The sequence below is a fragment of the Luteimicrobium sp. NPDC057192 genome, assembly GCF_042670205.1.
Taxonomy (GTDB): domain Bacteria; phylum Actinomycetota; class Actinomycetes; order Actinomycetales; family Cellulomonadaceae; genus Luteimicrobium.
Map to the genome: position 1 here is coordinate 53,457 of NZ_JBHUWD010000008.1, position 26,994 is coordinate 80,450.

General features: G+C 75.0%; 22 protein-coding genes. 11 read left to right on the forward strand and 11 right to left on the reverse strand.

Annotation, left to right across the window (positions count from 1 at the left end; translation table 11 throughout):
* Nucleotides 1–163 precede the first annotated feature (163 nt).
* From ACFT5B_RS06065 to ACFT5B_RS06105, 9 genes are all read right to left on the reverse strand, one after another.
* Complete coding sequence (locus ACFT5B_RS06065; RefSeq protein WP_386797081.1) at nt 164–1,162, reverse strand: hypothetical protein; 999 nt, start codon at nt 1,160–1,162, stop codon at nt 164–166.
* Between the two features lie 180 nt (nt 1,163–1,342).
* Entirely contained in the window at nt 1,343–3,067 is a 1,725-nt protein-coding gene (locus ACFT5B_RS06070) for an FAD-binding dehydrogenase (protein ID WP_386797082.1), read from the reverse strand.
* Between the two features lie 46 nt (nt 3,068–3,113).
* Entirely contained in the window at nt 3,114–5,321 is a 2,208-nt protein-coding gene (gene glgX, locus ACFT5B_RS06075; protein WP_386797083.1) for a glycogen debranching protein GlgX, read from the reverse strand.
* 441 nt (nt 5,322–5,762) lie between these two features.
* Nucleotides 5,763–7,736: an acetate--CoA ligase gene (gene acs / locus ACFT5B_RS06080; protein WP_386797084.1), complete on the reverse strand. Its 1,974-nt coding sequence runs from the start codon at nt 7,734–7,736 to the stop codon at nt 5,763–5,765.
* 26 nt (nt 7,737–7,762) lie between these two features.
* Nucleotides 7,763–8,389: an acetate uptake transporter gene (locus ACFT5B_RS06085; protein ID WP_386797085.1), complete on the reverse strand. Its 627-nt coding sequence runs from the start codon at nt 8,387–8,389 to the stop codon at nt 7,763–7,765.
* Between the two features lie 233 nt (nt 8,390–8,622).
* A complete protein-coding gene (locus ACFT5B_RS06090) occupies nt 8,623–10,152 on the reverse strand; it encodes a cation acetate symporter (RefSeq protein ID WP_386797086.1) in 1,530 nt (509 codons plus the stop codon).
* Nucleotides 10,149–10,538 (reverse strand): hypothetical protein, encoded by a 390-nt coding sequence (locus tag ACFT5B_RS06095; protein ID WP_386797087.1) that lies wholly within the window; start codon nt 10,536–10,538, stop codon nt 10,149–10,151. Before ACFT5B_RS06095 ends, ACFT5B_RS06090 begins: the two co-directional genes overlap by 4 nt.
* Nucleotides 10,535–11,302 carry a LytR/AlgR family response regulator transcription factor gene (locus ACFT5B_RS06100; RefSeq protein WP_386797088.1) on the reverse strand — a complete coding sequence of 256 codons (768 nt, stop codon included), beginning with the start codon at nt 11,300–11,302 and terminating at the stop codon, nt 10,535–10,537. The genes ACFT5B_RS06095 and ACFT5B_RS06100 overlap by 4 nt, the downstream gene beginning before the upstream one ends.
* Entirely contained in the window at nt 11,299–12,426 is a 1,128-nt protein-coding gene (locus ACFT5B_RS06105) for a sensor histidine kinase (RefSeq protein ID WP_386797089.1), read from the reverse strand. The genes ACFT5B_RS06100 and ACFT5B_RS06105 overlap by 4 nt, the downstream gene beginning before the upstream one ends.
* Before the next feature lie 159 nt (nt 12,427–12,585).
* Between ACFT5B_RS06105 and ACFT5B_RS06110 the strand changes: the two genes are divergently transcribed.
* From ACFT5B_RS06110 to ACFT5B_RS06125, 4 genes are all read left to right on the forward strand, one after another.
* Nucleotides 12,586–13,422: an electron transfer flavoprotein subunit beta/FixA family protein gene (locus ACFT5B_RS06110; RefSeq protein WP_386797132.1), complete on the forward strand. Its 837-nt coding sequence runs from the start codon at nt 12,586–12,588 to the stop codon at nt 13,420–13,422.
* Between the two features lie 11 nt (nt 13,423–13,433).
* Nucleotides 13,434–14,444 carry an electron transfer flavoprotein subunit alpha/FixB family protein gene (locus tag ACFT5B_RS06115; RefSeq protein WP_386797090.1) on the forward strand — a complete coding sequence of 337 codons (1,011 nt, stop codon included), beginning with the start codon at nt 13,434–13,436 and terminating at the stop codon, nt 14,442–14,444.
* A 135-nt stretch (nt 14,445–14,579) separates the two neighbouring features.
* Nucleotides 14,580–15,716, forward strand: a complete 1,137-nt coding sequence (locus ACFT5B_RS06120; protein ID WP_386797091.1) for a winged helix DNA-binding domain-containing protein — start codon at nt 14,580–14,582, stop codon at nt 15,714–15,716.
* Nucleotides 15,713–17,101 carry a phosphotransferase family protein gene (locus ACFT5B_RS06125; RefSeq protein WP_386797092.1) on the forward strand — a complete coding sequence of 463 codons (1,389 nt, stop codon included), beginning with the start codon at nt 15,713–15,715 and terminating at the stop codon, nt 17,099–17,101. The genes ACFT5B_RS06120 and ACFT5B_RS06125 overlap by 4 nt, the downstream gene beginning before the upstream one ends.
* A gap of 471 nt (nt 17,102–17,572) precedes the next feature.
* On the opposite strand, the gene ACFT5B_RS06130 is transcribed toward ACFT5B_RS06125, so the two are convergent.
* The gene (locus ACFT5B_RS06130) at nt 17,573–17,872 is read right to left on the reverse strand and encodes a MoaD/ThiS family protein (protein WP_386797093.1); all 300 of its coding nucleotides are present in this window, start codon (nt 17,870–17,872) and stop codon (nt 17,573–17,575) included.
* Between the two features lie 22 nt (nt 17,873–17,894).
* Nucleotides 17,895–19,022, reverse strand: coding sequence for a GTP 3',8-cyclase MoaA (moaA, locus tag ACFT5B_RS06135; RefSeq protein WP_386797094.1), 1,128 nt, complete (start codon nt 19,020–19,022; stop codon nt 17,895–17,897).
* Nucleotides 19,023–19,156: 134 nt separating this feature from the next.
* Between moaA and ACFT5B_RS06140 the strand changes: the two genes are divergently transcribed.
* The 7 genes from ACFT5B_RS06140 (at nt 19,157) to ACFT5B_RS06170 (ending at nt 26,956) form a co-directional block, all read left to right on the forward strand.
* The gene (locus tag ACFT5B_RS06140) at nt 19,157–19,555 is read left to right on the forward strand and encodes a molybdopterin-binding protein (RefSeq protein ID WP_386797095.1); all 399 of its coding nucleotides are present in this window, start codon (nt 19,157–19,159) and stop codon (nt 19,553–19,555) included.
* Nucleotides 19,552–20,367, forward strand: a complete 816-nt coding sequence (modA, locus tag ACFT5B_RS06145; RefSeq protein WP_386797097.1) for a molybdate ABC transporter substrate-binding protein — start codon at nt 19,552–19,554, stop codon at nt 20,365–20,367. Before ACFT5B_RS06140 ends, modA begins: the two co-directional genes overlap by 4 nt.
* A gap of 7 nt (nt 20,368–20,374) precedes the next feature.
* Nucleotides 20,375–21,187 (forward strand): ABC transporter permease, encoded by an 813-nt coding sequence (locus tag ACFT5B_RS06150; RefSeq protein ID WP_386797133.1) that lies wholly within the window; start codon nt 20,375–20,377, stop codon nt 21,185–21,187.
* The gene (glp, locus tag ACFT5B_RS06155; protein ID WP_386797098.1) at nt 21,184–23,328 is read left to right on the forward strand and encodes a gephyrin-like molybdotransferase Glp; all 2,145 of its coding nucleotides are present in this window, start codon (nt 21,184–21,186) and stop codon (nt 23,326–23,328) included. Before ACFT5B_RS06150 ends, glp begins: the two co-directional genes overlap by 4 nt.
* The gene (gene moaC, locus ACFT5B_RS06160) at nt 23,325–23,870 is read left to right on the forward strand and encodes a cyclic pyranopterin monophosphate synthase MoaC (RefSeq protein ID WP_386797100.1); all 546 of its coding nucleotides are present in this window, start codon (nt 23,325–23,327) and stop codon (nt 23,868–23,870) included. The genes glp and moaC overlap by 4 nt, the downstream gene beginning before the upstream one ends.
* A complete protein-coding gene (locus ACFT5B_RS06165) occupies nt 23,867–24,859 on the forward strand; it encodes a molybdenum cofactor biosynthesis protein MoaE (RefSeq protein WP_386797101.1) in 993 nt (330 codons plus the stop codon). Before moaC ends, ACFT5B_RS06165 begins: the two co-directional genes overlap by 4 nt.
* 561 nt (nt 24,860–25,420) lie before the next feature.
* Entirely contained in the window at nt 25,421–26,956 is a 1,536-nt protein-coding gene (locus ACFT5B_RS06170) for a DUF222 domain-containing protein (protein WP_386797102.1), read from the forward strand.
* Nucleotides 26,957–26,994 lie beyond the last annotated feature (38 nt).

The window sequence follows — 26,994 nt, forward strand, 5'->3', positions numbered from 1 at the left end:
GCGTGGCGCGGCGGGGCGTGGTCACTGTTCGAACCTACAACCGTGAGCCGGAGGGCTCCCCCCGAGCCACGCACCGGCGGCCACTCTCGCCGAGATCGAGGCTCCTGCGGCCAGGTCGAGGGTGATCCGCTCGACTTGGGCGCGACACCCTCGATCTCGGCGATCAGGCCCGCTGCCGACGGCATCCGGCCGCGAGCGCCGCCCGAACCCGGGCCACGAGTCGTTCCGGGTGCGCGAGATCCGCCCAGGTGACGCGAACGAGGATCCAGCCGGCCTCGACCAGCGCATCGTGGCGCCGTTTCTCCTCGAGGAGTCGTCGACGCGGGTCGCCGTACTCACCCCCGCTGTACTTGATCGCCCCGTCGAACTCGATGCCGACCTTGATGTCGGGCCACCCGAGGTCGATCCAGCGGGTACCGAGGAACGTCTCGACAGCGATGTCGAGCTCCGGGGAAGGCAGGCCGGCGGACGCCAGGTGCCAACGCGTTCGCGACTCGCCCACGGAGTCGGAGCGGGGGTCCGCCAACGCGATGACACGTCGGGCGAGCCTGATCCCGCGTCGGCCGGCTTCCTCGTCGGCCCGAGCGGTCAGCGCCGGGAGGTCCGCACCGGCTCGCAGGGCAGAGTCGACCACACCCAGCGCCCGCTCGGGCGCCATCGCACAGGCGCAGTCGAGAGCCGTCCGGGTCGGCGACGTCACCGGGAGGCCGTCGACGGCGGACCGGTCCTCCTCCGGGAGCGCCCCGGTGTGGCGCCGCAGAGGCAGGAGCCCACGGACGGGCGACGGTGGCGTCGAGAGCTGGGTCAGGTGGACGTCCACCCCGAGCCCCCACACCCAGCACCCCCACAGCAGGGCCGCGGTCTCGTGGCTGAACCAGAAGTCCGTCGTGACGCGGGCGAGCGTGGCACGTACCCGCAGCAGGTGGAGGGCCTCGTTGCGGCGCCACGCTGGCTCAGCCGGTGGTGCGACGCCGACGAGACCGGGCGCCACGCGGACGAGGCGGCCTTCCGTGAGGCCGGCACGCAGGTCGGCTGGCGTGACGTCGTCGGACCGGGCGAGCTGGGGGAGGACCGGGCGTCGCGGCGGCGGGAGCGAGCGGGTCCGGGCGAGGCGGTGAGGGGCCGTGGACCGGCTCGGGGCCAGGGTCGAGGTCGTCGTCATGGGGACGAGGTTGTCGGAGGGTCGCGTGGTCGGACGGAACCTGGTCATCGCTGTGGAGGCCCCGGCGACCTGGGGGTAGGGCTCGCCGCTACCGAAGTCGAGGGTTTCGCGCCGAGACCGAGTGCATCGTGATCGATCTCGGCGCGAAACCCTCGATCTCGGGGGGCGGGCGCGGCGCGGTCAGCGGGCGAGCGCCCGGCCCACGGTCCGGCCGGTGAACAGGCAGCCCCCGAGGAACGTCCCCTCGAGCGCGCGGTTCCCGTGGGCGCCGCCACCCCCGAACCCGGACGCCTCACCGACGGCCCACAGCCCCTCGAACACCGACCCGTCGTCGTGCAGGACTCGCCCGACGGCGTCGGTGTGGAGCCCGCCGAGCGTCTTGCGGGTCAGCACGGAGAGCCGGACGGCGAGCAGCGGACCGTCCTTGGGGTCCGTGAGGGGCCGCGGCGGCGCGACGCGGATCAGCCGGTCGACCTTGAACCGCCGGGCCATCGCGGTCGCGACGACCTGGTGGTCCTTGCCGAGCCCGCTCGTGACCTGGGCGTCGCGCAGGGCGATGGTGCTGGCGAGCTGGCCCGCGTCGATGCGCCGCTCGCCGACGAGCGCGTTCATGCCGGCGGCGAGGTCGGCGGGCGTGGACGCGAACACGAACTCGGGCGACTTCTCGGCGAACGCCGCGACAGGCCCGACGGCGCCCGGCAGCACCCGCTTGGTGAGCAGCCGGAGGTCCTTGCCGGTGAGGTCGGGGTTCTGCTCGCTCCCGGAGAGGGCGAACTCGGACTCCATGATCCGGCGGTTGAGGACGAACCAGGAGTGGGTGTCGCCCTGCCGGGTGACGTGCTGGAGCGAGCCGAGGGCGTCGAAGCCGGGGTAGAGCGGCTGCGGGAAGCGGCGCCCGTCGGCGTCGAGCCACAGCGACGACGGGCCGGGCAGGATCCGGATGCCGTGGTCCGTCCAGACGGGGGAGTGGTTGGCGATGCCCTCGGGGTAGTGCCACATGCGGTCCTCGTGGACCATCGCGGCGCCGGCGTCGCGGGCGACCTCGAGCAGGAGCCCGTCGGTCGAGTCCGGCACGCCTTGGAGCATCCGCGGCGGGAGAGTCCCCGCCTCGCGGGGCCACCGTGCGCGGACGAGGTCGTGGTTGGCGCCGATCCCGCCCGACGCGACGACCACGGCCCCCGCCTCGACCTCGACCTCCCCGACGACGGCCCGCGACGACGGCACGCCGCGCTCGCCGTCGTCGGCGGCGAGGACCTCCGCCCGCACCCCGGTGACGCGCCCGTCCGTCACGACGAGCTCGGTGACCCGGTGCCGGAACCGCACGTCGAGGAGGCCGCCGCGCGCGGCGTCGAGCGCCGCGGCGACGAACGGCTCGACGATCCCCGGCCCGGTGCCCCACGTGACGTGGAAGCGGGGCACGGAGTTGCCGTGCCCGTCGGCGAGGTAGCCACCGCGCTCGGCCCACTGGACGAGCGGGAACCAGCGCACGCCCTTGCCGTGCAGCCAGGGCCGCATCCCGCCGGCGGCGAAGTCGACGAACCCTCGCGCCCACGCGTAGCCGTGCCGGTCGGGGCCCTCGCCTCGCTCGGCGCCGGGCTCGAACTGCGCGGAGCCCAGCCAGTCGGAGAACGCGAGGTCGGCGCTGTCGTGCACGCCCAGGCGTCGCTGCTCCGGGGAGTCGACGAGGAACAGCCCGCCGAACGACCACCACGCCTGCCCGCCGAGGCTCGCACGGGGCTCCTGGTCGAGCAGCAGCACGCGCTTCCCGGCAGCCGTGAGCTCGCTCGCCGTGACGAGCCCGGAGAGCCCGGCGCCCACGACGACGACGTCCGCCTTCAGGCGTGCGCCGCCGGTCGCGCCGGTCGTCGGGGAGGCGGTGGCGGAGGTGACGTCGGTGTCGTCCATGGCGCGGAGCGTACCTGGTCCGACGGGGCGTTCCGCCGGGTGGGGTTCAGCCGCGCGGCTCCGCCAGGTACACGACGACGGCGAGGGCGTCCAGCAGCACCCGGTCGCCGGGCTCCCGGTCGGGGTGGGTCGTCATGGCCCGCGTCGCGGACGTCGATCCCCACGCCCGCCGCCACCGGCGGTCGGTGTTGCCGCGCCCGGCGAGCGCGACCTCCATCGGGGACAGGGCACCGTTGAGCACGACGAGCACGTGCGAGGACCCCACGACGGGGGTGCGGCGCATCATCTGCAGCGTCCGGGCCTCGGGGTCGTGCCAGTCGTCGTGCGTGAACGGCTCGCCCGCGGCGTCGTACCAGGCGAGGTCGGGCTGGGACGGTGCGTCGCCGGGCAGCGGGGTGCCGCGGTAGAACGCGTCGACGCGCAGCGCGGGGTGCTCGCGTCGCAGCGCCAGGAGCGCGCGCGTCGAGTCGAGCAGCTCGCGCTGCCAGGGCGCGAGGTCCCAGTCCACCCACGACGTCGCGTCGTCCTGGCAGTACGCGTTGTTGTTGCCGCCCTGGGTGCGGCCGAGCTCGTCGCCGGCCGTGAGCATCGGGGTTCCGGCCGAGAGCAGGAGCGTGGCGAGCAGGTTCCGCATGCTGCGGGCGCGCAGCGAGGCGACCCGAGCGGTCTCGGGGTCGCGCGGGTCGCCCGCGCCCTCGATCCCGTGGTTCCAGGAACGGTTGTCGCCCGAGCCGTCGCGCCCGTCCTCGCCGTTCGCCTCGTTGTGCTTGCGGTCGTAGGTGACGAGGTCGCGCAGGGTGAAGCCGTCGTGCGCGGTCACGAAGTTCACCGACGCGACGGGTCCGCGGGCGAGCGGCGGGTCGCTGATCCCGAACAGGTCCGCGGACCCGGCGAGCCGGGTCGCGAGGTCGCGGACGCCGTCGTGCCCGGGACCCGGTTCGCCGCGCCGCAGCCGTGCGACGTCGGCCAGCCAGAACTGGCGCGCGGCGTCGCGGAACCGGTCGTTCCACTCGGCCATCGGCGGCGGGAACTGCCCGGTGCGCCAGCCGCCCGGCCCGACGTCCCACGGTTCCGCGACGAGCTTGAGGTTCGCGAACGACGGGTCGTTCTGCAGCGCGACGAGGAACGGGTGGTCGGGCTGGTACCCGGCGAAGGACCGGCCCAGCGTCACGGCGAGGTCGAAGCGGAAGCCGTCCACCCCGACGACGTCCGCCCAGTACCGCAGCGAGTCCAGAGCGAGCTGGACGACCCGGGGACGACGGAAGTCGAGCGTGTTGCCCGTGCCCGTCGTGTCGACGAGCTGGGCGGGGACGTTGCCGTCGTGCAGGTAGTAGCCGGTGTTGTCGAGGCCGCGCCACGACAGGTGCGGCCCGTCGACGCCGCCCTCGCACGTGTGGTTGTAGACGACGTCGAGGAGGACCTCGATGCCCGCCTCGTGGAGCGCGTGCACCGCGGTGCGGACCTCGTCGAGGACGGCGCCCGACCCGGCGTCCTGCGCGGCCCGTGTCGCGTACGACGGTTCGGGCGCGAAGAAGCCCAGCGTGTTGTAGCCCCAGTAGTTCGTGAGGCCCTTGGCGACGAGGTGCGGCTCGTCCGACTTGGCGTGCACGGGCAGGAGCTCGATCGCGGTGATGCCGAGCCTGGTCAGGTGCTCGACGACGACCGGGTGCCCCAGCGCCGCGTACGTGCCGCGCAGCTCCTCGGGCAGGTCGGGATGGAGCATCGTGAGGCCGCGCACGTGCGCCTCGTAGACGACGGTGTCGCGCCACGGCACGTACGGCCGGTTCGCGTGCGGGTCCGGCGTGCGGGCGCGCAGCCCCTCGACGTCGACGACGACCGAGTGCGGCACGTGCGGCGCGGAGTCGCGCGGGTCGGCGGGGCCGAAGGCGTCGCCCGGCGCGAACCCCTCGACCGCCTCGTCGAGGTCGACCCGCCCGACGACGCCGCGCGCGTACGGGTCGACGAGCAGCTTGGCGGGGTTGTGGCGCAGGCCGGCAGCCGGGTCCCACGCGCCGTGCGTGCGGAAGCCGTAGCGCTGCCCCGGCTCGACCCCGGGCACGTACGCGTGCCAGACGCCGAAGCTCGGACCCTCGAGCGGCACGCGGCGCTCGTGGAGGCTCCCGTCGGGCGCGGGGTCGAGCAGGCAGAGGTCGACGGCGGTGGCGTGCGCCGCGAGGACGGCGACGCTCACGCCGTCAGGGGTCACGTGGACGCCGAGCGGCGGCGTCGCGACGTGGCGGGGGGACGGTGGCACGCGTCTCAGTCTGACGACGACGGTGCCGTGGGACCAAACGGAGCGCGGTCGGCACCGCGTGTGCGGTCGGGTTCGCGGGTGGGTGCGGCGAGGTGGTTCGGGCTGTCGTGCTTCGGCCCTGGGGGCCGTGCGCACTCTCTGACGCCCTTCGCCACCTCCCCGCACCCACCCGCTCTGCTGTCGTCTGCCTTCAGCTCCGCGCCGTCGCCGCACACTCGCTGCGCCGTCGTCCGCGTGCCCGGAAGGTGCGCTGCGCCGTCGGGCGCGCCCTGACGCCGAGGTAGACCGGATGCCGGGGTACTTCGCGAGGTAGACCGGATGCCGGGGTACTTCGCGAGGTAGACCGGATGCCGGGGTACTTCGCGAGGTAGACCGGATGCCGGGGTACTTCGCGAGGACGGGATCTGCGCCCCGCGTGTTCGGTGCCGGGGTGGGAGGCGGTCAGTCCTCGGTCGACTCCGCCTTGCCGGCCGAGATGAGCTCCATGATCGACGAGTCCGCGAGGGTCGTGACGTCGCCGACCGGCCGCTTCTCGGCGACGTCGCGCAGCAGGCGCCGCATGATCTTCCCGGACCGCGTCTTGGGCAGCTCGGGGACGATCATGATCTGCCGGGGTTTCGCGATCGGGCCGATCTGCGTGCGGACGTGGCCCGACAGCTCCTGCACGACCTCGGGTCCGCCGTCGCCGGCCTCCTCGCGGAGGATGACGTACGCGACGACGGCCTGCCCGGTGGTCTCGTCGCTCGCCCCGACGACGGCCGCCTCGGCGACCTTGGGGTGCGAGACGAGCGCCGACTCGATCTCCGTGGTGGACAGCCGGTGGCCGGAGACGTTCATGACGTCGTCGACGCGGCCCAGCAGCCAGACGTCGCCGTCCTCGTCCTTCTTCGCGCCGTCGCCCGCGAAGTAGTAGCCCTGGTCCTTGAAGCGCGACCAGTACGTGTCGACGTACCGCTGGTCGTCGCCCCAGATGGTCCGGAGCATCGACGGCCAGGGCCGGGTGAGCACCAGGTACCCGCCGGACCCGTTCGGCACGGGCGTCCCGGCGTCGTCGACGACGTCCGCACCGATCCCGGGGAGCGCGGTCATCGCGGACCCGGGCTTGCCGGCGGTCACACCGGGGAGCGGGCTGATGAGGATCGAGCCGGTCTCGGTCTGCCACCACGTGTCGACGACGGGGACCTTGCCGCCGCCGATGACGTCCCGGTACCAGATGTACGCCTCGGGGTTGATGGGCTCGCCCACCGAGCCGAGGAGCCGCACGGACGACAGGTCGTGCCGGTCGGGCACCTCGCGGCCCTGCTTCATGAACGACCGGATGGCCGTGGGCGCGGTGTAGAAGATCGTCACCCCGTGGTCGGCGATGATCTGCCACCACCGCCCGCGCTCGGGGAAGTCGGGCGTGCCCTCGTACATGACCTGGGTGACGCCGTTCGCGAGCGGCCCGTAGACGATGTACGAGTGCCCGGTGATCCAGCCGATGTCGGCGCTGCACCAGTACACGTCGGTGTCGGCCTTGAGGTCGAAGACCGCCCAGTGCGTCCACGCGGTCTGCGTGAGGTACCCGCCCGTGGTGTGCAGGATGCCCTTCGGCTTGCCGGTCGTCCCCGACGTGTACATGACGAACAGCGGGTGCTCGGCGTCGAACGCCTGCGGCGTGTGCTCGGCCGACGCCGTCTCGACGGTCTCGTGCCACCACACGTCACGGTCGTGCCAGGCGACGTCCTGCCCGGTTCGGCGCACCACGAGGACGGTCGGCACGTCGTGGCCCGCGCGGGCCGCGATCTCGACGGCGTCGTCGACGGCGGGTTTGAGCGACGACGGCGCACCGCGCCGGTAGCCGCCGTCCGCCGTGATCACGAGCTTGGCCTGGCAGTCCTCGATCCGGCTCGCCAGGGCCTCCGCGGAGAACCCGCCGAACACGACCGTGTGGATCGCGCCGATGCGCGCGCAGGCCAGCATCGCGACGACGGCCTCCGGGATCATCGGCAGGTAGATCGCGACCCGGTCGCCGTCACCGACCCCGAGCGCCTCCAGGGCGTTCGCGGCGCGGGAGACGTCGTCCTTGAGGTCGGCGTAGGTGAGGTCGCGGGTGTCGCCGTAGGGCTCGCCGACCCAGTGGATCGCGACCCGGTCGCCGAGCCCGTTCTCGACGTGCCGGTCGACGCAGTTGTACGCGGCGTTGAGCGTCCCGCCCAGGAACCACTTGGCGAACGGCGGGTCGTCCCAGTCGAGGACGCGGTCCCAGCGGCGCTCCCAGGTCAGGCGCTCGGCGGCGCGCTCCCAGAAGCCCTCGGGGTCGGCGGACGCCTCGGCGTACGCGTCGGCGGTGACGTTGGCGTGCGCCGCGAGCTCGGGCGGCGGCGCGAACCGCCGGTTCTCGTGGAGCAGGTTGGAGAGGGTCTCGTCAGTCACGGTGGATCACTCCCGTCCGGGCCGGCTCAGCGGGGGCCGACGGGCAGGACGGCCCGCTTGTTCGTGAAGGCGAGCACCCCCGCGAACGAGGCGTACCAGGCGACGAGCGCGGTCGCGACGCCGAACCAGCCGCCCGCCTTCGCGAGGCCCGACGTGTCGGTGAGGTCGCCGAGCGCGAGCAGCAGGAACGTGACCGTCAGCAGCCCGAAGACGCCGACCAGCGCGCCGGTGGTCCGCAGCGAGGCGATGAACATGTACGCGGTGAAGATCGCCCAGGCCAGCAGGAACAGCCCGACGCCGTGGCCCGCGTCCTTGGGGTCGACGCCGCTGAGGTCGGTGTGGCCCGTCAGGTACCAGAAGGCGATCCAGAACGCGCCGTACGACGTGAACGCGGTGGCGCCGAACGTGTTGCCCTTCGCGAACTCCCACATGCCCGCGAGCATCTGGGCGATGCCGCCGTAGGCCAGCGCCAGGCCGAACACGACCGGCTCCGCCTTGAACAGGCCGGTGTTCGTGAAGCTCAGCACGAACGTGGTCAGGGCGAAGGCGGCGAGCCCGAGCGGTGCCGGGTCGGCGAAGGCGGCGGCGCCCCGGGGGAGCGGTCCGGCCTCCGCGTTCGTCTCGACGTCGCGGGCGGGATTGGCAGCAGACATGAACACTCCTCCTTGAGCGTGGCCTCGGCTTCGAGGCGCCACCGACGCTAGTGACGCCGTCGCGCGTCCGGTACGACCTCGGGCGTCGGATCGGTGAGCGGTCCGCCCGCTGCGACGAGCGTCGTCGGGCGTGCGACGAGCGGTGCTTCTGCTGCGACGAACGACCGCCCGCGAGCTGTCAGAACCTGGCGGCACTCTGCTGCCGTGAGCTTCTGACAACTCGCCGAGGCGTGTCAGTCGTCGGCGCCGCGGGCGCGGAACCCGGCGCGGTCGAGGGCGACGGCCTCGGGGGTGTGCAGGCGCACCATGATCCGGGCGACGTGGGCGGGCGGTGCGCCGCGCGTGAGCAGCGAGACGACGACCATGGTCGCGAACGCGACGGGCACGGTGACGAGCGCGGGCTGCGCGACGACGACCCCCAGCCCGCCGCGGGGCACGGCGCCCGTCGAGACCGTCAGCACCGCCGCGGTGGACAGCACGCCTCCCACCACCATCCCGGCGATCGCGCCGGGCGACGTCAGCCCCCGCCACCAGATCCCGAGCAGCAGCAGCGGGCAGAGGGTCGACGCGGCGACGGCGAACGCGAGCTCGACGGCCTGCGCGACCGCGAGCCCGCTCGTCAGGAGGGTCAGGGCGAGCGCCCCGGCGGCCACGAGGACGCCCGCGAGCTGGAACGCGGGCACGGCGCGGAGCCGTCGGCCGAGCACGTCCTGCCCGACGACGCCCGCGATGGACAGCACGAGCCCCGACGACGTCGACAGGAACGCCGCGAACGCCCCGGCGGCGAGCACCGCGACCAGGACGTCGCCGAGCGTCGCCCCGACGACGTGCGCGGGCAGCGTGAGGATCGCGGCGTCGGCCTGGCCGGTCCCGGGCGTGGGGATCTCGGGCAGGTAGGCGCGCGCGAGCGCCCCGTAGACGGGCGGCAGCACGTAGAACACGCTGAGCAGCACGAGCACGACGACGGTGGTGCGGCGGGCGGCCCGGCCGTCGCGGTTGGTGTAGAAGCGGACGGCGACGTGAGGCAGCCCCATGGTCCCGAGGAACAGCGCGACGACGAGCGAGTACGTGGCGTAGAGGCCTTGGCCGCCGTGCACGGGAGCGAGCCACTCGGGGTCGCGCAGCCGCGCGAGGACGACGTCGCCGCCGCCCGTCCGGTGCACCAGCAGGAACGCGAGCGGTAGGCACAGGGCAGCGAGCTTGAGCCAGTACTGGAGCGCCTGCGCGAGCGTGATGCTGCGCATCCCGCCGACCGTCACGTTGACGAGCACGACCGCGGCCACGACGGCGGCGCCGACCCACGACGGCGCACCCGTGAGGATCCGCAGCGTGAGCCCGGCCTCGCGGAACTGCGGGACGAGGTAGAGCAGGGCAACGACGACGACCATGGCGCTCGCGGTGGCGCGCGCGGGCTGCGAGCCGAGGCGGAGCTCGGCGAAGTCGGGCAGCGTGTAGGCGCGCGAGCGGCGCAGCGGCGCCGCGACGAACAGCAGGAGCAGGAGGTACCCGGCGGTCCAGCCGACGGGGTACCAGAGGCTCGTCGCGCCGCGGGAGAGCACGAGGCCCGCGATGCCGAGGAACGACGCCGCGGACAGGTACTCGCCGCTCACGGCCGCCGCGTTGGTCGCGGGGGAGACGGCGCGCGACGCGACGTAGTACTCGCTCGGGGTGCGGGCGCGGCGCAGGCTGAAGGCGCCGGCGCCGAGCGTGAGCGCGACGACGAGGACGACCGCGACGACGGTCGCGAGGGCGCGCGTGCTCATGGCTGCCGTCCGGGTGCCTGGTGCGCGCCGAGGAGCTCGACGAACGCGCGCTCGTTGCGCTCCGCGCGTCGGACGTACCAAGCGGCGAGCCCGATCAGCACGGGGTAGCAGCACGCGCCCAGCACGACCCAGGGGAGCGTCACGCCGAGCACGCGCACGTCCCCGAGCGCGGGCACGACGACGAACAGCACGGGCAGCAGCCCGACCGTGACGGCGAGGACCCCGCACACGACGAGCGCGAGCCGCAGCTGCGCGCGCACGAGCGAGCGGACGTACACCTCGCCGAGCTGGGTCTGGGCGTCGATCTCGGACGTGATGGTCGTGCGTCGTCGGCGGCGCGCGGGCGGCGCGGTGACGACGACCCGGCGGGGCGGCTCGCCGCTCACCCGGGCGCCCGCCGCGTCCGGCGCAGGGCCTCGCGGAGCGCCGGGGCGTGCCGGCGGCTCACGGGCAGCTCCCGCCCCTCGACGACGACGGCCACGCGCCCCCCGGACTCGCGCACCTCCTCGACGTGGGCGAGCGAGACGAGCACCGACCGGTGCACGCGCACGAACCCGGCCGGACGCCAGCGCGCCTCGAGGCTCGTGACGGTGAGCCGCACGAGGTGGCTCCCGTCGTCGGTGTGCAGGCGGCTGTAGTCGCCGTGCGCCTCGACGTACCGCACCTGCGACCGGGCAACGAGCCGGGTGACGCCGCCGAGCTCGACGGCGATGGCGTCGTCGGGCGGGGGCGGTGAGGTGGGCTCGACGACGGGGTCGGCCGGTGCGGAGGACGGGGCGGCGCGCTCCGCCTGGATCCGGCGGATCGCTTCGCGGAGCCGGGACTCGCGCACGGGCTTGAGCAGGTAGTCCACGGCCGACAGCTCGAACGCGGTGACCGCGTGCTCGGCGTGGGCGGTGACGAACGTGACGGCGGGCGGGTCGCGGAACCGGGCCAGGGTCGCGGCGAGGTCGAGCCCGTCGAGCCCGGGCATCGCGACGTCGAGGAACACGGCGTCGACCTCGGCGTCCCGCAGGACGCGCAGCGCGTCGGGGACCGACCCGGCCGCAAGGATCGGGCCCACCCGGGCGTCGCGGCCGAGCAGGTAGGCGAGCTCGTCGCGTGCGGGGGCCTCGTCGTCGACGACGAGCACGCGGAGCGGCGCCGTCATACCGCGACCCCCGGCGCCACGCCGGGCGCGAACTTGGGGATCCGGACGCTCACCTTGGTGCCTGCCCCCGGCGCCGTCTCGACGACCACCCCGTACTCGTCCCCGAACACCGACCGCAGCCGCTCGTCGACGTTGTGCAGGCCGAGCGAGTCGAGCGTCGTGTCGCCCGCGAGGACACGGCGGATCCGCTCCGGGTCCTCGCCGACGCCGTCGTCCTCGACGGTGATGACGGCCTCGCGGTCGAGGTCGCGGGCCCGGATGGTCACGGACCCGCCCTCGGGCTTGGGTGCGAGCCCGTGCCGGACGGCGTTCTCCACCAGCGGCTGCAGGCACAGCACGGGCAGGGCGATCGGTAGGACCTCGGGGGCGATCCGCACGTCGACGCCGATCCGGCCGCCGAACCGCGCCTGCTCGAGCACGAGGTAGCGCTGCACCGACTCGAGCTCCTCCTCGAGCGTCGTGAAGTCGCCGAGGCGCCGCAGCGAGTAGCGCGTGAAGTCGGCGAAGTCGAGCAGCAGCTCACGGGCGCGGTCCGGGTCGGTGCGCACGAACGACGCGATCGCCGTGAGCGCGTTGCACACGAAGTGCGGCGAGATCTGCGCCCGCAGCGCCCGCAGCTCCGCCTCGATGAGCCTCGACCGCGACAGCTCGAGCTCGCCGCGCTCGAGCTGCGTCGACACCCAGTCCGCGAGCTCCGTCGTCGCGCGCACCAGCGCGGCCTGCGCGTTCGGCGCGTACACCTGCAGGGTCCCCACGACGACGTCGTCCACCGTGAGCGGCGAGACCACCACGTCCCGCACCGGGCACGGCGCGCCGCACCCCAGCTCCCCGTGCCCGACGACGTTCGTGCGGCCGTGTGCGACCCCCGCCGGCGCGAGGCGTCGGGCGTCACCGCGGTGGGTGTCGTCGCCGTCCCAGGCGAGCAGGTTCTCCGTGTCGGTCAGCGCGACGGCGTGCGCCCCGACGAGCGTGCGCAGGTGGCGGACCGACTTCTCCGCCGACTCGCGCGTCAGGCCGTCGCGGAACGCCGTCGCCATGAGGGAGGCGGTGTGCAGCGTCGCGAACGTGGCACGGTCGGCGTCGCTGCCGAGGGGCTGTGTCCGCAGCCATGACCGCCGTGTCATGCGGAACAGGGTACGACCCGCTGTGAGGTGTCCGACCCTCGGGCGCCCGCCCTGCCGGTGACCTGCGCCGGTAGTCTCGGACGGGACCGGCCGGCGCACCCGCCGCCCGGCCACCACCGCCTCCCGAACCGGAGAAGGAGCTGCCGCATGGCTGCCGCGCTGCGCGTCGTCGTCGCCGTCAAGTACGTCCCGGACATCCAGTCCCCCCGCGCGTTCGAGGACCGTCGCCTCGTGCGGACCAGCGACGACGGCACCCTCAACGAGCTCGACGAGAACGCGGTCGAGGCCGCGCTCCGGCTCGTCGAGGCCCTCCCGGAGGACGCGCGCGAGGGCAGCGAGGTCGTCGTCGTGACGGTCGGCCCCGCGGACGCCGAGGCGGCGCTGCGCAAGGCGTACCAGCTCGGCGCGGACCGCGCGGTCCACGTCGTCGACGACGCGCTGGCCGGGTCCGACTACCACGGCACCGCCGTGGCGCTCGCGGCCGCGATCAGGCGCCTGCACGACGAGCGCCCCGTCGACCTGGTGCTCACGGGCATGGCCGCGCTCGACGGGCTGGGCTCGGTCGTCCCGACGCTCGCGGCGTCGTGGCTCGGCTGGCCGGCGGTCGGGCTGGTGACGGCTTTCACGCTGGGCGACGCGGACCTCTCCGCGACCCGCGAGCTCGACGGCGTCACCGAGACGGTCACCGTCCCGCGCCCCGCGGTCGTGTCCGTCACGGACCACGCGAACGACCCCCGGTTCCCCAACTTCAAGCTCATCATGGCCGCCCGCAGCAAGCCCGTGGAGGCGTGGTCGCTCGCCGACCTCGAGGAGCCGCTCGAGCGGCTCTCGGAGGCCGCAGGCCTCCCGCTGCCCGGCGTCGGGGGAGAGGGCGCACGCGCCCGCACGACGAGCGCCGAGCCGCGCCCGCCGCGCCCGGAGACCGAGGTCGTGACCGACAAGGGCGAGGGCGGCATCGCGCTCGCCGAGTTCCTCATCCGCAACGAGCTCGTCTGAGAGGCCCGGACATGACCAGCTCCCGCCGCACCGTCCTCGTCCACCTCGACACGCCCGCGACCGAGCTCAGCAGCTCCGCGCTCGAGCTCCTCACGCTCGGCCGCACCCTCGGCCGGGTCGAGGCCGTCGCCCTCGAGTCGCCGTCCCTGGAGACCCTCGCGCAGCTCGGCGCGTACGGCGTCGAGCTCGTCCGGCAGGCCGAGGTGAGCGACGACCTCGGCCCCGACGCCGCGCACTCGACGGCGCTCGTCGCCGAGGCGCTCGCCCGCGCCGCCGACGCGTCGGGCGCGGCCGTCGTGCTGCTCGCGTCGACGTTCCCCAACAAGGAGTCCGCGGCCCGCCTCGCGTTCCTCACCGGGGCGGGGCTCGTCATCGACGCCGCCGGCGTCTCGGTCTCCGAGGAAGGCCACGTCGTCGGGTCCAAGCGCGTCCTCGCGGGCTCGTGGGACACGTCGTGCGAGATCCTCACCGACCTCGCGGTCCTCACGGTCCGCGCGAACGCCGTCGTCCCGGAGCCCGCCGAGGCCGCGGTGGAGACGACGGTCGAGGGCTACGCCGTCGTCCCGTCGGCGCTCGCGAAGGCCGGCGTCCCGACGTCGCGCGAGGTGCACGCGGCCGAGCACGGCGACGGCCCGGCCCGTCCGGCGCTCGCCGAGGCGGCGTTCGTCGTCGCGGGCGGCCGGGGCACGTTCGGCGACTTCACGCCCGTCGAGGACCTCGCCGACGCGCTCGGCGCCGCCGTCGGCGCGACCCGCGACTGCGTGGACGAGGGCTGGATCGGCCACGACGCGCAGATCGGCCAGACGGGCGTGACCGTCGCGCCGCGCGTCTACGTCGGGGCCGGGATCTCCGGCGCGCCGCACCACCGCGGCGGCATGCAGGCGTCGCAGGTGATCGTGGCGGTGAACAACGACCCGGATTGCCCTCTGTTCGAGATCGCGGACCTCGCCGTCGTCGGCGACCTGCACGAGGTGCTGCCGCAGGCGGCCGAGCGGATCCGGGAGCACAAGGCCCAGGCCTGACGTCCGTCGAGCAAGCGGGTTCCGCGCCCAGCAAGCGGCTGAGGACCGCTTGCTCGACGCCGGACCCGCTTGCTCGGCGAGAGCGGGGGCGGCGAGCGTGCGGCGGTGTCGCACGCGGTCCGTAGGGTCGTGGTCATGGCCGACGACGTCACCCCGCGGGTCCTCAACCGGACGCTGCTCGCGCGCCAGCACCTGCTCGAACGGCTCCCCGCGGATGACCCCCGCGCCGACCCGGTCGCGCTGACCGCGCACCTGCTCGGGCTCCAGGCTCAGGAGCCGATGCCGCCGTACCTGTCGGTCGCGGCCCGTGCCGACGCGGACCCGCGGCACCTCTCCCGGGCGCTCGCCGAGCGGAGCGTGCTCCGCGTCCTGCCCATGCGCGGCACCATCCACACGGTCACCGCCGACGACGCCCGGTTGCTGCGGCCCCTCGTGCAGCCGTTCCTCGACAAGGTCTCGCGCAACAGCGGGGCGAGCCGCCCGGCGGCGCACGTCCCCCTCGCCGACCTCCTCGCGGAGGGGCGCGCCCTGATGAGCGACGGCCCGGTCCCCGTGAGGGCGCTGGGGGCGGCTCTCGCCGAGCGCTTCACGGACGCGCCGCCGTCGGCGCTGGTGAACCGGCTGCGGGAGGGGGCGGCGCTCGTCCAGGTGCCGCCGCGCGGCCTGTGGGGACGGCCCGGCGGCGTCGCGTACGTGACGCTCGAGTCGTGGCTCGGCGAGCCCGACGGCGCGTTCGACCTGGGCGCGGACCCGGCGGCCGAGACGGAGGCCCAGGCCGAGGGGCTCGCGCGCGTCGTCCGGCGGTACCTGGCGGCGTTCGGGCCGGCGACGCCCGCGGACGTCACCACGTGGTCCGGGATCACGGGTGTCCGGGCCGTCTTCGACGCGCTCGGCGACGAGCTCGTCCCGCTCCGCACCGACGACGGCCGGACCGTATGGGACCTCGCCGGCGCGCCCTTGACCGACGCCGACGTCCCCGCGCCCGTCCGGTTCCTGGGACGCTATGACAACGTGTGGCTCTCCCACGCGGGCCGCGACCGGGTCACCCCGCCCGACGCGCGCCGTCGCTGGATGGGGTCGAACGGAGGCGTCGGGAGCGTGGTGCTCGTGGACGGCGTGATGGCAGGGCTGTGGTCGACGACGGCGGGAGGCGAGGTCGAGGTCGAGCTGTTCGACCGGGTGAGCAGGGCGCAGCGGTCGGACCTCGACGCCGAGGCGGCGCGCGTCGAGGCGCTCCTCGCGGTCCCCGCGGACGAGGAGGCGGCCGCGTGAGCGCGTCTGCCTCCTACGACGACCACCTGCTCCTCATCCCCTCGCCGGGCGGCGACGCGCTGCTCGTGCAGGTCGACGAAGCGGGGGAGCAGAGCTGGCCCACGGTGCGCGGCGGGCGGGCCCGCGAGCTCGACGAGATCCTTGCGGACGTCGTTCGGCTGGTCGGTCCCGCTCCGGTCTTCCTGCGGACCGCGGGTCGGGCCGAAGCGCCCCTCGAGGAGCCGGGCAAGACCGCCCGCACGGCGTTCCTCGTGCACGACGCGCTCGACGCCCCGCTCGAGACGCTCCCAGGCCCCGCGCGGTGGGCATGGTGCCGGCTCGACGACGTCGCGGTGACGCTCCCGCCCGTGCCGGACGCGCTGAGCGGCCCCTACGACCGGTGGGTCGACGAGCTCCACGGCGCGCCGGCTCCCGCGAACCGCCCCGCGTGGGCGAACCCCGGCGGGATCGCGCCGTTCCTCGCCTGGGTCGATGCTGCGGTGCGCGCCACGGGCGCCACGCCGGAGGGCGAACCCGAGGTCCTCCAGCAGTGGGGGATCTCGCTCGTCGTGCGGCAGCGGACCGACCGCGGCCCGCTCTTCGGCAAGGCCGTCGGCGCGGTCTTCGCGGCCGAGCCCGCCATCACCCGGCTCCTCGCGGACGACGCCCCCGGTTCGGTGCCGGGCGTGCTCGCGCTCGACGCCGACCGCGCCTGGGTGCTCCTCGACGACGCCCGCATCCGCCCCATCGCGGGAGCCGAGGCCGCAGACGGCCTGCGCGCTCTCGCGCGCATGCAGCGCGCCTGGGTCGGACGCACCGACGAGCTGCGCGCCGTCGGGTGCCCCGACCGCGGCCCCGCGACCCTCGCCGCCGACCTCGAAGCGTCCCTCGAGGACCTCGAGCTCGCGTACCAGCTCGCGCCCACGCGAGGGCTCGACGAGGCCGAGCGTGCCCGGCTCCGCGGCCTCCTGCCCGCGTTCGCGGAGCTGTGCCGCGAGGCCGAGGACGACGGGCTCCCGCTCACGCTCCTGCACGGCGACTGCCACCCCGGCAACGTCGGGATCCGCGAGGACGGCAGCGTCTGCATCCTCGACTGGTCCGACGGCGCCGTCGGGCACCCGTTCGTGGACGTCGACGTGTGGCTGAGCCACGTCGCCGACGACGAGCGGGGCCCGCTGCGTGCCGCCTACCTCGCGGAATGGCCCGAGGTCACCGACGGCGAGACCGCGCTGCTACGCGCCGACGTCCTGTGCGCGGCGTACCAGGTCGTGACGTCGCAGCGTCTGCTGCGGGCTCTCGAGGAGGACGAGTGGCCCGGGTTCGGCGGGGGCATGTCGTTCTGGGCGCGGCGTCTCCTCGAGCGGTACGACCTGCTCGTCGCGGCGCGAGAGGCGCTCTCGTCCTGACCGACGCTCGTTCGCCGAGTGCGACGCCCGCGTGGTCGGGTGAGCGCGGCGAGCTGGTTCGGGCTGTCGTGCTTCGGCCCTGGGGGCCGTGCCCACTCCTTGACGCCCTTCACCACCTCCCCGCGCCCACCCGCTCGTCGCCGCGCCTCCCCGATCACCGACGGTGACGTCCGATCCGCCGACGGCGACGCTGCGTTCGCCGAGGGTGACGCTGTGTTCGCCGAGGGTGACGCTGTGTTCGCCGAGGGTGACGCTGTGTTCGCCGAGGGTGACGCTGTGTTCGCCGAGGGTGACGCTGCGTTTGCCGAGGCGACGGTCGGCGCGCCGATGGCTGCGAGTGCACGGGCGGCTGCCCGGTAGTGCGCTGCGCTCGTCACCGTCGGCGAACCGGACGTCACCGTCGGCGAACCGGACGTCACCGTCGGCGAACCGGACGTCACCGTCGGCGAACCGGACGTCACCGTCGACGAGTCAGCCGCCCGCGAAGGGCGGGAGCAGGTCGACGACGGCGCCCGCCGGGACGGGCGCGTCAAGGTCGGTCCGCACCCCGTCGACGAGCACCGAGCACCGTGCGACGACGTCGGCGGCGGCCGGTGTCTCAGCGAGCAGGTCGGCGACCAGGGTGCCGACTGTCGTCGCCGGCCCGGTCTCGTGGTCGCGCTCGGACCAGCCGAGCGCGGCGCGGGCCGCCGCGAACGCCCGCACCCGCACGGTTGCTGCCGTCGCGGGGGCGGTGGTCGGGACGGTCGCCCGTTCGTCGGTCGTGGTCACTCGTGCTCCTGGTCTCGTGGTCCTAGCCGCCGATGGCGCTCATGGTGCGCTCGGGCTGCGTGAAGCCGGGGCCGCTCATGCCGTGCCCGGCGTGCTTGTCCCACATCGCGGCGCGCCACACGTCGGCGAGCTCGTGATCGGTCGCCCCGGCCCGCAGGGGCCCGAGGAGGTCGGTCTCGGAGTGCGCGAACAGGCAGCTGCGGACGGCGCCCTCGGCGGTCAACCGGGTGCGGCGGCAGTCGGCGCAGAACGGCTCGGTGACCGACGCGATGATCCCGACGGTCCCGAGGCGGTCGGTTTCGTCGCCCCGGTGCGACCCCTGCTGCGGCTCGCCACCGGATCCCGGGTTGAGCACCGCGAAACGCTCGGCCGGTGCACCGTCGCGCGGGGCGTCGTCGGGCACGAGCGTGAAGCGCTCGGCGAGCAGGGCGCGGACGTCCGCGGCCGTGACCATGCCGTCGCGGGACCAGCGGTGGTCGGCGTCGAGGGGCATCTGCTCGATGAACCGCAGCTCGAAGCCGCGTTCGAGGCACCAGGCGAGGAGGTCGGCGGCGTGGTCGGCGTTGAGGCCGTGCACGAGGACCGCGTTGACCTTGACGACGTCGAAGACCTCGGCGGCCGCGGCGAGCCCGGCGAGCGTGCGCTCGAGGAACGGCCGGCGGGCCAGGGTCGCGAACGTGTCGGGGTCGAGCGTGTCGAGGGAGACGTTGACGCGGTCGAGCCCGGCGTCGCGCAGGGCGCGGGCGCGGTGGTCGAGCCCGACGGCGTTGGTGGTGAGGGAGAGCTCGGGGCGACCCGGGAGCGCGGCGCAGTCCCGGACGATCTCGACGAGGTCGCCGCGCAGCAGCGGCTCGCCGCCCGTGAACCGGACCTGACGGACCCCGAGGTCGCGGGTCGCGATCCCGACGAGCCGGACGATCTCCTCACGCGTCATGACGGCGTCACGGGGGAGGGTCGGCAGGCCCTCGGCCGGCATGCAGTACGTGCAGCGCAGGTTGCAGCGGTCGGTGAGCGAGACGCGCAGGTCGGTGGCCGTGCGGCCGAACCGGTCGACGAGCCCGGGGCTGTCGGGGCGGTCGGCGGGCAGCGTGGGCAGCCCGGGTCGCGCGTGGAGCGCGACGGTGGGGAGCCCGAGCGAGACGACGGCCATCGCTCGATTCTGCCTCGTCCGCGCCGACGATTCACGTTCTCACCCCGACCGCCCGGACCGTGCGAGAAGGACGTGACGCAACCGCAACGCGTGCCGGTCGGCGGAGTCGCAGATGCGGCACTAGGGTCGGACTCATGACGCACCTGCGAGTGAGCGACGCGGCACGCCTCCTGGGTGTGAGCACCGACACCGTCCGCCGCCACATCGCCGCGGGGCTCCTCGAGGCCGGCACCGACGACGCCGGGCACCGGGTCGTCGACGGCGTCGACCTCGCCCGGTTCGTCCGCGAGCACGCGCACGCGCCCGACGACGGCGCGGGAGGCTCCGCGCGCAACCGCTTCGTCGGGCTCGTGACCGCGCTCAAGGTCGACGAGGTGATGGCGCAGGTCGAGGTCCAGGCCGGCCCGCACCGCGTCGTGTCGCTGATCAGCGCCGAGGCGGTCCACGAGCTCGACCTCAAGGTCGGCGACGTGGCCACCGCGGTCGTCAAGGCGACGTCCGTGATGATCGACACGCCGAAGGGGATTCGATGAGGCGGCTGAGGTCCGCGCTGGGCGCGGTCGTGGCGGGCTGCACGGTCGTCGGGGCGCTCGCGCTCGCCGGGTGCTCGTCGGGCGACGGCGGGGCGAGCGGCCAGGGGAGCGGCACGGGCGGCGGCGACCGGACGCTCGTCGTGTTCGCGGCGGCGTCGCTCACCGACACGTTCACGACGATCGCCCACCGGTTCGAGCAGGACCACGCCGGCGTGACGGTCAAGCTGTCGTTCGCGGGCTCGTCGGACCTCGTGGCGCAGCTCCAGGAGGGCGCGCCGGCGGACGTGTTCGCGTCCGCGGACGAGCCCAACATGACCAAGCTCACCGACGCGGGCCTCGCGGCGGGCGACCCCGTGCCCTTCGCGACGAACGTTCTGACGATCGTGACGCCGCCCGACGACCCGGCCGGCATCACGTCGTTCCAGGACCTCGCGAAGCCGGACGCGAAGGTCGTGGTGTGCGCGCCGCAGGTCCCCTGCGGCAACGCGACCAAGGAGGTCGAGGCCGCCACGGGCGTCACGATCAAGCCCGTGAGCGAGGAGTCCCAGGTCACCGACGTGCTCGCCAAGGTGACGTCGGGCGAGGCGGACGCCGGGCTCGTCTACGTCACCGACGCGCAGGGCGCGCTCGCGAAGGACTCGAGCTCCCTCAAGCAGATCGAGTTCCCCGAGGCGTCGAAGGCCGTCAACACGTACCCGATCGTCGCGGTCAAGGACAGCGAGCACGCGGAGCTCGCGAGCGAGTTCGTGGCCGCCGTCACCTCCGCCGCGGGGCAGAAGGTCCTGAAGGATGCGGGCTTCGGTGCGCCCTGAGCGGCTCGTGTCGCCCCGCCTGCCGTGGTGGCTCGTCGCCGTGGCCGCGGTGGGGGTCGCGTTCGTCGTCGCGCCCGTCGTCGTCATGGCGACGCGCGGCGACTGGGCGCACTTCTGGTCGCTCGTCACCTCCGCCGAGTCGCTCGACGCCCTGCGCCTCAGCCTGGTCACGTCGACCGTGAGCACGGCGGTCTGCGTGGTGGTGGGCGTCCCGGTCGCCGTCGTCCTCGCCCGGACCCGCTTCCCGGGGCGGTCCGTCGTGCGCGCGCTCGTGCTGCTCCCGCTCGTGCTCCCGCCGGTCGTGTGCGGGCTCGCGCTCCTGTACGCGTTCGGCCGGCGCGGCCCCATCGGGCACCTCCTCGACGACGCCGGCGTCTCCATCGCCTTCACGACGACCGCCGTCGTCATCTCGCACGTCTACGTCGCCCTGCCGTTCCTCGTCCTCACGCTCGAGGGGGCGCTCCGGGTCCGCGGCACCGGCCCCGAGCTCACCGCGGCGTCGCTCGGCGCGGGGCCGAGCCGCACGTTCTGGCTGGTCACGCTGCCGTCCGTGGCGCCGGCGCTCGCGGGCGGCACGCTCCTCGCCTTCGCGCGCTCGCTCGGCGAGTTCGGCGCGACGCTCACGTTCGCGGGCTCGCTCCAGGGCGTGACCCGGACCCTGCCGCTCGAGATCTACCTCCAGCGCGAGACCGACCCCGACGCGGCGGTCGCGCTGTCGATGCTGCTGGTCGTGGTCGCGGTGCTCGTCGTGGCGCTCGTGCACTCGGCGGGCGGCACGCGCAGCTTCCGGAGGGGCTTCGCGGGAGGGGTGGCCGCGTGAGCGCCCTGCAGCCGCGCGGGCTCCGCGTCACCGTGCACGACGACGTCCGCGACGTCCACCTCGACGTCGCCGTCGCTCCGGGGCGCACGCTCGCCGTGGTCGGACCGAACGGCGCCGGCAAGTCCACGCTCCTGAGCGTCGTCGCCGGGCTGTACGTGCCGACGTCGGCGCGGGTCGTCCTCACCGACGCGCCGGCGGGCGCCCCGGACCGGGTCCTCACGGACACCGCGGCCGGGACGCGCGTGCCGCCCGAGCGGCGGGGCGTCGTCCTGCTCGGCCAGCGCCCCGAGCTCTTCGGGCACCTGAGCGTGCGCGCGAACGTGGCCTTCGGTCCGCGTTCCGCCGGGTTGCGGCGCGCCGACGCGCGGAACGTGGCCGCACGCTGGCTCGACGCCGTCGGGGCGCGCGAGCTCGCGAGGCGCCGCGCCCGCGCCTTGTCGGGCGGCCAGGCGCAGCGCGTCGCGATCGCGCGGGCCTTCGCCGCCGAGCCGAGCGTCGTCCTGCTCGACGAGCCCCTCGCGGCCGTCGACGCGCCGTCCGTGCCGCACCTGCGCGACGTCCTGCGCCGCGCGCTCGCCGACGCGACCGCGCTCGTCGTCACCCACGACGTCGCCGACGCGCTCGCTCTCGCCGACGACGTCGTCGTCCTCGACCGCGGCCGCATCGTCGAGCACGGGCCCGCCGCAGAGGTCCTCGACGACCCGCGCAGCGCGTTCCTGCGCCAGCTCCCGGGGACGCCGTCCGCGGGAGCGGGCAGACTCGGGCCCGTGAGCACCGCCCCGCGACCCCAGGACCCGACGACGCACGCCGGCGAACGCGACGCCGAGGGCGCCGAGCACGCCCGACGCACGGTCGAGGAGCACGCCGGGTGGGTGGCGGCTGCCCTCGGACCGGCGCTGGCCGTGCTCGCCACGCCCTCCCGGGCGGCCGAGGTCGCCGTCGCGGACGCCGTCACCGACCCGCGCCCGCGCCTGCTCGCGGCCGACGCCGTCGCGAGCGTCGCGACCCCGGGCTTCGACAACGCGCAGATGGACGGGTACGCCGTGCGGTCTGCCGACCTCGTGCGGGCGGCGGCGACGTCGCCCGTGGGCCTCGTGGTCGCCGAGCCGATCCCCGCGGGGCACGTCGGCGGCGCTCTGGCGGCCGGGGCGGCGGCGCCCATCATGACCGGCGCCCCCGTGCCCGAGGGTGCGGACGCGGTCGTGCGGATCGAGGACGCCCTGCCGCCGCGCTTCGGCCAGACGACGGGCGACCGCGTGTCGTTCACGGCGCCCGTCGAGCCGGGGACGTTCGTCCGTCCGGCAGGCAGCGACTCGGCCGCGGGCGACGTCGTGCTGGCCGCCGGCTCGCCGCTCGGGCCGGCTCAGCTCGGCGCGCTCGTCGCGTCCGGGGTCGGGGCCGTGCGGGTCGCCGCGGCGCCGCGCGTCCTGCTCGTGAGCACCGGGAGCGAGGTCGTGGCGGCGGGCGATGCCCTCGGCCCCGGGCAGGTGCACGACGCGAACGGCGCCTCCCTGGCTGCCGCCCTGCGCACCGTCGGCGCCGAGGTCCGGGCGCGCACCGTCGCCGACGACGTCGCGGTGTTCCGCGCCGCGCTCGCCGCGCTCGGGGACGACGGCTGGGCGCCCGACGTCGTCGTCACCACGGGCGGGGTGTCCGCGGGGGCGTACGAGGTGGTGCGGCTCGCGCTCGGAGCGATGGCCGAGGACGGGCTCGCGGACGCGTGGTTCGGGCACGTCGCGATGCAGCCGGGTGGCCCGCAGGGACTGGCGTCGGTCGTCGTCGGGCCGGAGGGCGCAGACGGGGCGCGTCGTGTCCCGCTCGTCGCGTTCCCCGGGAACCCCGTGAGCGCGCTCGTGTCGTTCGAGCTCTTCCTGCGGCCCCTGCTCGCGCGGGCCACGGGGCTGCGGCCGGCGCGGCGCGGCACCGGCCGGGCGCCGATCGCCGACGCCGTCGACTCCCCGCCCGCGGTCCACCAGGTCCGCCGCGGCGTGCTCGACGACGCCGGGCGGGTCGTGCTCGTCGGCGGCCCCGGCTCGCACCTGCTCGCCCGCTACGCGGCGGCTACCGTTCTCGTACACGTCCCGCTCGGCGTCGCGCACCTCGACGCGGGGGACGAGGTCGAGTACGAGGAGATCGGATGACGGACGCAGCGACGGGCGGCACGGGTCGGCACGGGCTGACGCACTACCGGGAGGACGGCGCCGCCGTCATGGTCGACGTCTCGGCCAAGGACGTGACGGCACGCGAGGCCACCGCGACGGGCGTCCTGCTGACCCGGCCGGACGTCGTCGAGCGGATCGCGTCGGGCGACCTGCCCAAGGGCGAGGCGGTCGCGGTCGCGCGCGTCGCCGGGATCCTGGCCGCGAAGCGCACGCACGAGCTCGTCCCGCTCTGCCACCCGCTGCCGATCAGCGGCGTCGACGTCGACGTGGTGCCCACCGGGGACCGCGTCGAGCTGCGCGCGACCGTCCGCACGACGTCCCGCACGGGCGTCGAGATGGAGGCGCTCACCGCCGTCACCGTGGCCGGGCTGACCGTCTACGACATGATCAAGGCCGTCGACCGGGCCGCCGTGCTCACGGACGTCCAGGTCGTCGCGAAGTCGGGCGGCGCGTCGGGCACGTGGGCGCGTGAGGCGGACGCCGGAGCCGACGGGGCGACCGAGCGTGGGGACGCGGCATGATCGCGGGCGTGGTCGTCGCCTCGACCCGGGGCGCGCTCGGCACCGCGACCGACACCACCGGTCCGGTCATCCGCGACTGGCTCACGGAGCGCGGGTTCGCGGTCCCGCGCGTCGACGTCGTGCCCGACGGCGACGCCGTGGGCTCGGCCTTGCGGGCGTGGGTCGCGGAGGGCGCGGCGGTCGTGCTGAGCACGGGCGGCACCGGCATCGCGCCCACGGACGTCACGCCCGAGCAGACGGCTGCGCTCCTCGACCGCGAGCTGCCCGGCATCGCGGAGCGGGTGCGGCTCGCCGGGCAGGACCGGGTCCCCACCGCCGCGCTGAGCCGGGGGATCGCGGGGGTCGCAGCGCGCACGCTCGTCGTCAACCTCCCGGGCTCGCCGGGCGGGGTGCGTGACGGGCTCGCCGCGCTGGACGGCGTGCTGCTGCACGCGGTCGACCAGCTCGCGGGCGGCGACCATGTGCGCCCGGCAGACGGCGACGTCGCAACCGACACCTCGGTCGGCTCCGAGGACACCCCGGACGCCCCTGCTCCCTCGCGCGCAGCTGGCGCCGGGGCGGTTCTGCGCGCCGAGGTCGGAGAGCTCAGCGGGCACGAGGCGAACGTTCTGCTCGGAGAGCTCTCCGCGCTCGTGCGGGACGACACCTCGGGGGCGGTCGCGACCTTCACGGGGTACGTGCGCAACCACGACGAGGGGCGCGGGGTCGTGCACCTGCACTACGAGGGGCACCCGGAGGCGGCGGCGGTGCTCGCACGCGTCGCGGGCGGTGTCGCCGAGAGGCACGGGGTGCGGGTCGCGGTGGTCCACCGGCTCGGGAGTCTTCAGGTCGGGGACGTCGCCGTCGTCGCGGCCGTCGCGTCTGCGCACCGCGCGGAGGCGTTCACGGCGGTCGCGGAGCTCGTCGACGAGCTCAAGGCGCACGTGCCGATCTGGAAGGAGCAAGGCTTCACCGACGGCACGCAGGAGTGGGTCGGCTCCCTGGGCTGAGGCGGGTCGGGCGCTGGTGGCGCGCCCGACGCGTCGTGGTCGGGCGGTGCGCTCCTCGGGGCCCGGGTGCTCCAGCGTGCGTCGCGCGACGCCGTTGCGCCCGCTGTGGACGTGTCCGGACGTTGTCGGTGGCTCGTGGCATGATCGAACACATGTTCGAGTCGAGATCGCCAGCGGCGCTGACGACCCAGGTCGTTCCGTCGCGCGCGCCTGCCCTCGACGACCTGGCGTGCCTCGACCTCCCGAGTGATCCGCTGGCGGCCTTCCTCGACGCCGTCGCGGGCTACGAACCGCCTCCAGATGCTCGGCCCGATGCGGTTCCCGGTGCGCGCGCCGAGCGCGCGGGAGCCGGTCAGCATGGTGGCAGCGACCCGGCGGCGCTCGGTGGTCCACGGGGTCTCGAGACCTCGGCGCGGCGGGACACCTCCGTGCGGTTCCACGTCCTCGTGCCGATCGATGCGCCCGCGCGGCTCGACGACGTGGCGCGGCTCGACGACTTGGCGGGGCTCGAGGACGTGGCGCCCGGGGGCCGCTCTTGCGCTCACCCTCGAGGGTCTCGACGTGGCAGACCTGCGCGACGACGCGCTCGTCGAGGTCGCCGCCGCGGCCGAACGGCTCCGTTCGTGGGCGCTCGCGGTGCAGTCGCGCGCGGTCACGGAGCTTGCGGTCCGGGCCGGTGGGTCGAGCCTCGCGCTCGACGGAGCATCCGCGGTTGTGGCCGCGCGGCTCTGTCTCACGAGCCGTGCGGCCGATCTGCTGCTCGGTCTGTCGGCGGGTCTGGACGAGCTGCCGGAGGTGGCCGAGGCGCTCAACGACGGTCGGATCGACGAACGACGGGCGCGGGCGCTCGTCGACGGGGTCGTCGACGTGCCCCGCGAGGATCGCCGCGCTCTGGTCGGACCTCTGGTCGGGACGTGGGCGGAGCCGGGCCCGGCATGCCGCCTGACCGCTCCTCACGTGCGCGAGCGTGTCCGACGTGTCGTCGCGGCCCACGACCCGGCGGGGGCGGAGCGCCGTCGCGACCGGGCGCGCGACGGTCGGTGCGTGACCTTCGATCCTGCCCCCGACGCGATGGCTTACGTCACCGCGCTGATCCCCGCGGACCACGCAGCGAAGGTTCGAGCGCACCTCGACCGGCTCGCCGTGTCGCAGCAGGGCGCGGCGGACGAGGCCCGGACCCTCGACCAGCTGCGCGCCGACACCCTGGTCGCGCTGCTCACGGGTGCACGTCCGATCACCGGACCCGGGCTCGCGGGGACGGCGCGCGGATCGTCCGCAGGTCAGGTCACCGAGCCGATGGCCTGGACCTCGCCGACGGTGCGGACGGTCGTGCACGTAACGATCGCGGCGTCGACGCTCCTCGGGCTGGACGACGCTCCTGGTGACCTGCGTGGCTTCGGCCCGATCCCCGCGGCGCTCGCCCGGGAGCTGGCGGCCGGCGAGGGCGTGACCTGGCAGCGCATCCTCACCGACCCGGCGACCGGCATCGCGACGGACCTGTCGCGCCGGACGTACCGACCGGGCGTCGTGCTGGGCGAGTTCGTGCGCGCGCGGGACGCCACCTGCACCTTCCCGGGCTGCCGAGTTCCGGCGGTGCGGTGCGACTTGGACCACGTCGAACCCTTCGTCCATCCCGAACGTGCCGATCGCCGCACCGAAGCGTCGTCCCCGCCGCCCGGTCAGACTCGCGCCGACAACCTCCACCCCGTGTGCCGGCGCCATCACAACCTCAAGACGCATCACGGCTGGTCGACGACCCGCGAACCGGTGACCGGGCGCGTCTCGTGGACGGCGCCCACCGGGCATGTGCACGACGTCGGAGCCCACGTCGTCGAGCCCTCGCTCCTTGACGCGGACCTGGTGGGTGACGCGGCGGCTTTGGCTGACGCGGACCTCGTTGCTGACGTCGAGCTCCCGTGGATCAGCGTCGGCGCGTCGCGGCGGGCAGCGCAGGAGGAATCGCGGCCCCGCGCCACCGCTGGTAACCGTGCTTCCCGTGGAGCGCGCGCCCTCACGCCGCACGGCGTGGTGACGCGGCGCGGTTCCGGGACGGCGATCAGCGGCCCCGAGGCGCCGGAGGGCCCACCTCCTTTCTGACGTCCCGAAGTCGGAAGGTGGCGTCGACGTCGGCGGTC

Excerpts from the sequence above, each read along its gene's own strand:
- ACFT5B_RS06105 (WP_386797089.1), bottom strand. The coding sequence starts at position 12,426 with ATGACACGGCGGTCATGGCTGCGGACACAGCCCCTCGGCAGCGACGCC.
- ACFT5B_RS06120 (WP_386797091.1), top strand. The coding sequence starts at position 14,580 with ATGGCCGACGACGTCACCCCGCGGGTCCTCAACCGGACGCTGCTCGCG.
- ACFT5B_RS06140 (WP_386797095.1), top strand. The coding sequence starts at position 19,157 with ATGACGCACCTGCGAGTGAGCGACGCGGCACGCCTCCTGGGTGTGAGC.
- ACFT5B_RS06085 (WP_386797085.1), bottom strand. The coding sequence starts at position 8,389 with ATGTCTGCTGCCAATCCCGCCCGCGACGTCGAGACGAACGCGGAGGCC.
- ACFT5B_RS06065 (WP_386797081.1), bottom strand. The coding sequence starts at position 1,162 with ATGACGACGACCTCGACCCTGGCCCCGAGCCGGTCCACGGCCCCTCAC.
- ACFT5B_RS06165 (WP_386797101.1), top strand. The coding sequence starts at position 23,867 with ATGATCGCGGGCGTGGTCGTCGCCTCGACCCGGGGCGCGCTCGGCACC.
- moaA (WP_386797094.1), bottom strand. The coding sequence starts at position 19,022 with ATGGCCGTCGTCTCGCTCGGGCTCCCCACCGTCGCGCTCCACGCGCGA.
- moaC (WP_386797100.1), top strand. The coding sequence starts at position 23,325 with ATGACGGACGCAGCGACGGGCGGCACGGGTCGGCACGGGCTGACGCAC.
- ACFT5B_RS06070 (WP_386797082.1), bottom strand. The coding sequence starts at position 3,067 with ATGGACGACACCGACGTCACCTCCGCCACCGCCTCCCCGACGACCGGC.
- ACFT5B_RS06115 (WP_386797090.1), top strand. The coding sequence starts at position 13,434 with ATGACCAGCTCCCGCCGCACCGTCCTCGTCCACCTCGACACGCCCGCG.
- modA (WP_386797097.1), top strand. The coding sequence starts at position 19,552 with ATGAGGCGGCTGAGGTCCGCGCTGGGCGCGGTCGTGGCGGGCTGCACG.
- ACFT5B_RS06090 (WP_386797086.1), bottom strand. The coding sequence starts at position 10,152 with ATGAGCACGCGCGCCCTCGCGACCGTCGTCGCGGTCGTCCTCGTCGTC.
- ACFT5B_RS06100 (WP_386797088.1), bottom strand. The coding sequence starts at position 11,302 with ATGACGGCGCCGCTCCGCGTGCTCGTCGTCGACGACGAGGCCCCCGCA.